The sequence below is a fragment of the Mycobacterium sp. genome (genome assembly GCF_035633495.1).
Classification (GTDB): domain Bacteria; phylum Actinomycetota; class Actinomycetes; order Mycobacteriales; family Mycobacteriaceae; genus Mycobacterium.
Window position 1 is genome coordinate 1 of record NZ_DASQEU010000018.1, and the last position, 3940, is coordinate 3940.

Consider the following 3940-nt stretch of genomic DNA (forward strand, 5'->3'; position numbering starts at 1 on the left):
CGCGGTGGAGCGGGTGCTGTTCGCGCTGGTGGCGCAGCGGGCGCTGGAACCCGGATCGAAGCTGGCCGCCACCGGCTGGGTCGGCGAGCGGGCCGCGATCGAGGGCTGCGCCGGATTCAGCGACGACTCCGCCTACGCGGCAATGGATTTCCTGCTCGATGCGCTCGACGAGATCGCCGCACAGATCTTCGCCTCGGTCGCGCACCTGCTGAACCTCGACGTCGACATCGTGTTCGTCGACACCACCTCCACTTATTGGGAGGTCGACGTCGAAGACGATCTGGCCGACCTGCAGCCGGAACCGGACGCCGACGACGGCACCGCCAAGCCGGTCGAGAACGGCGCCCGCCGGTTCGGCAAGTCCAAGGACCACCGCGACGACCTGCCCCAGGTGGTGATCGCGATGGCGGTCACCCGCGACGGCATCCCGGTGCGCTGCTGGACCTTTCCCGGCAACACCGGCGATCAGAAGATCATCCGCACGGTCACCGACGATCTGGGGGCCTGGAATCTGCACCGGCTGGTGTGGGTCGCCGACCGCGGGTTCGCCTCCGCCGCCAACCGCGCCTACCTGACCCGCGGCGGCGGGCACTGCATCCACGCCGAGAAGCTGCGCCACACCAACGCCGAGGCCGCCGCCGCGCTGGCACGGCCCGGCCGCTACCACGACGTCGCCGACAACCTGCGGGTCAAAGAGGTCCGGGTCTCACCCGGCGGCGGCGATCAGGACGGCGCCCGCGCCGAGCGGTTCGTCATCTGCCACAACCCCGACACCGCTGCCCGCGACGAAGCGGTCCGGCAGCGGCTGATCGAACACCTGCAGCACCTGATCGAGGGCTCTGATGCCTGGACCGCGCGCCGCCGCGACGAGTTCGTCGGCTCCCTGAAGGCCAAGCCGGGACTGCGAAGACTACTGCGCCGCACCACGACCGGGCTGCTGCGCATCGACCGCGCCGCCGCCGCACGCGAGGCCCACTACGACGGAAAATGGCTGCTGCGCACCTCCGACCTGACGCTGACCCCGGAGGATCTGGCCGCCGCCTACAAGCAACTTCTCGCCGTCGAACGCGGCTGGCGCGACTGCAAAAGCAGTCTCGGGCTGCGCCCGGTCTTTCACCACCGCGAGGACCGCATCCGCGCCCACATCCAGCTGTGCTGGCTGGCGCTGCTGCTCGTGCGCGTGGCCGAAACCGCCACCGGCGACACCTGGCGCAACCTGCGCCACGAACTCGACCGCATGCACCTGGTCACCCTCGCCACCGCCGAGGGCCGCGTCGCGCAACGCTCCACCCCCACCGCTGGTCAGAAAACCATCCTGGCCGCACTCGACCTGCCCGAACCACCCAGATACCTCGACTTCTCCACCACCGACACCGAAGCCAGCCACTGACAACGGCGGCGAACCCCGGGTCGTGTAGTAACACGACCCAAATCGGTGTTAACGAAGTTTACAAAGGTCAGCCCACAAATTCACGAACTCATGTGCTTACGATCTTCGGAAGTCGGGACTGACACGGGCGTAGTCCTTCCTTCTCTGAGTTGGTAGCTCTTGAAGGAACCTACGTCCGTCGTCAATTACACCGTGGCTGGGACACAACCAACTACGCACCGAGAACCGTCAGCTTCGCAAAGACCTCGCCCGGGCCCACGGTGAACTTCGGGCCACTGCTACCCGATCTTGAGAACAGTGGCCATCCCGAGTTGCGCGGGGCAGTATCGTCAGCGTCGAGAGCCCCCGTCATAGGGGTCAGGGGGAAATAATGGCGCTCGCACCAGAAAGCTGGCCCGAACCGCTCCTGAACGCGGTTCGTATGTCAAACAAGCATTTCCTCAGGCCGGTCATGATGATGTTTGCTGGTCGCAAACACTGGTACGCGGCAGCTATCCGGCATGTCGGGCGCCGGTCGGGCAAACAGTACGCCACACCGGTCGTGGCGGATCGCACGGAAGACGGTTTCGTAATTCCCTTGCCCTACGGCATGCGGGTGGACTGGCTGCAGAACGTGCTTGCGGCGGGGCGAGCGACCATTTCGGTTCAGGGCGAAAGCTACGACGTGGCGGAACCCGAGATCATCGGCGCGGCGGCGGCCTTGCCAGCGCTGTCGCCGCGGCGGCGACGCACTTTAAAGGGAGTCGGCATTGAGCACTATCTGAAAGTGAAGCTCACGCCGGCGAAGGGCTGAGTCCTGGGCCAACTGAAGCTACTGGCCCTTACAGCCAAGAGGGACGCGGTTATCCACCACCTGTCGTGGACACTTGTCTTTGACATAAAGCCGCAGCTCAAAGCCTGCTTTTGTGATTCGCAGGTCAAGATAACCGCAGCCATGCTCGACCGGCTGTTGCACCGCTCCGTGGTCCTCAATCTCGACGGCGAGTCCTACCGCCTACGCGACCACCCTCCGCCGCCGACAGCCTCCGCAGAGCCACCACCGGAACACGCCAACCGATACACTTACCGCTGCTCACAGGTGAGGAATTTCGGTAAGCACATCTGAGGATTTTCGATGAGCGCAGTCAGGTCACCGGACGCACGTACCGAAACTCACGAAACTGGAAGAACGCCGCGCCGTCGGCGCGCACGATCACCGATGCCGGGCTCACTGACGCACTGCGGGCCACGATCGGCGTCCCGGAGGGTATGTACGGGCGGCGCAAGATGACCGCGTATCTGCGCCGCCAGGGCCATCAGGTCGCGGCGTGCACCGTCGACCGGCTGATGAGCGATGAAGGTCTGTCCGGGGTGGTCAGAGGCCGCAAACACCGCACCACCATCCCCGGCGGCATGGATGCTCGGCGGGCGCCGGATCTGCTGGACCGCGACTTCAACGCGATGGTGCCGAACCGCAAGTGGGTGACTGACTTCAAATGCCGCCGGACGTGGTCGGGGTTCGTCTACGTGGCGTTCGTGATCGACTGCTTCTCCCGGGCCATCGTGGGTTGGCACGCCACCACCGTCAAGGACACCGCCATGGTCACGACGGTGTTGAAGATGGCGTTGTGACGGCGCGATCACGCCGATCATCGGGTGGATGCGGCACAGCAGCCTCGACTACGTCCCACCCGAGGAATACGAAGCGGCCTACTACGCTCAAACCCAGGGGTCCCAGCCGGCGACGCCTCAACCATGAAGCGGCATCAAACTCGAGACGGTTCAGTATGCCCAATCATGAAGTGCCATAGTCGTTGTCGACCCATGGCCGCACCGCCGCTGCAGCGTTGCGGAGGCGCATGCCGAGTGCGCTCGCGATAATGACCATGTCGCCGAAAGTCGAACCCGCATGGCCGCTCGACGGCTTGGTTTCCACAGCTTACGGGCACCGTACACACACAAGAAATCGTTCAAACGCTCGGGTCGTTTGGAGGCGAACTGCGGCTACCCCGGCGGTGGTTGGTAGTTCGCCGCCGAGTTTCGCAGCTGCCAGATCTGGGCGGGGCACAAGATACCAACTGCATACGAGACGAGGTAATTGGCCGCGAACTCGTCGTTTGGGACGACGTCACTCTTCACATCACCCATCACCTGTGGGTAGCTCTCGCCTCGACTGACCTTGTCGCAGATCCCGTAGCCGTAGCTGATCGCGTCGTTGTTCGGAAAAGCGTAATGCCGTCGTACCACCACGTTGTAGGTGTATTCCACTTCGGGCGCCGGCGCAGCATGCGCTGGTGGTGCTGGCGTCTGCGTGACCACGCCGAATGCGGTGCAAGCGACGATCAAGGCGATCAGCGGCTTGCGAAGCTTCATGGCTGGCAGCCTATGCGGTTGTGTGACGCCCGGCGCCGATTCGGCGCGATGGGCATTCAACGTTCGCCTGTCTCGCGGAACTGATCTGTTGACTCTGCACGAACGCCTGCAAGAATCCACTCAACGGTCCTCCGAAAGCTCCGCTCAGACCCCGATCCTGCCGCATCGATTCGCGAGGATCCGCCGCAATGGCGCGAC

The 3940-nt window shown here is 64.5% G+C and carries 4 protein-coding genes and 1 pseudogene; 4 read left to right on the forward strand and 1 reads right to left on the reverse strand.

The window, feature by feature from the left end; translation table 11 throughout:
* The 4 genes and pseudogenes from VET27_RS03640 to VET27_RS03655 form a co-directional block, all read left to right on the forward strand.
* Positions 1 to 1390, forward strand: a 1390-nt coding sequence (locus tag VET27_RS03640) for an IS1634 family transposase (RefSeq protein ID WP_526515239.1), incomplete at its 5' end; no start/stop codon positions are given.
* Positions 1391 to 1760: 370 nt separating this feature from the next.
* Entirely contained in the window at positions 1761 to 2183 is a 423-nt protein-coding gene (locus VET27_RS03645; RefSeq protein WP_526515241.1) for a PNPOx family protein, read from the forward strand.
* 129 nt (positions 2184 to 2312) lie between these two features.
* Positions 2313 to 2485, forward strand: a pseudogene (locus VET27_RS03650) (ATP-binding protein); the annotation flags it as partial.
* A 153-nt stretch (positions 2486 to 2638) separates the two neighbouring features.
* The gene (locus tag VET27_RS03655; protein ID WP_526515243.1) at positions 2639 to 3001 is read left to right on the forward strand and encodes a DDE-type integrase/transposase/recombinase; all 363 of its coding nucleotides are present in this window, start codon (positions 2639 to 2641) and stop codon (positions 2999 to 3001) included.
* 372 nt (positions 3002 to 3373) lie between these two features.
* Here VET27_RS03655 and VET27_RS03660 read toward each other — a convergent pair whose 3' ends face one another.
* On the reverse strand, positions 3374 to 3742 hold the full coding sequence (locus VET27_RS03660; protein WP_526515245.1) for a DUF732 domain-containing protein: 369 nt from the start codon (positions 3740 to 3742) through the stop codon (positions 3374 to 3376).
* Positions 3743 to 3940 lie beyond the last annotated feature (198 nt).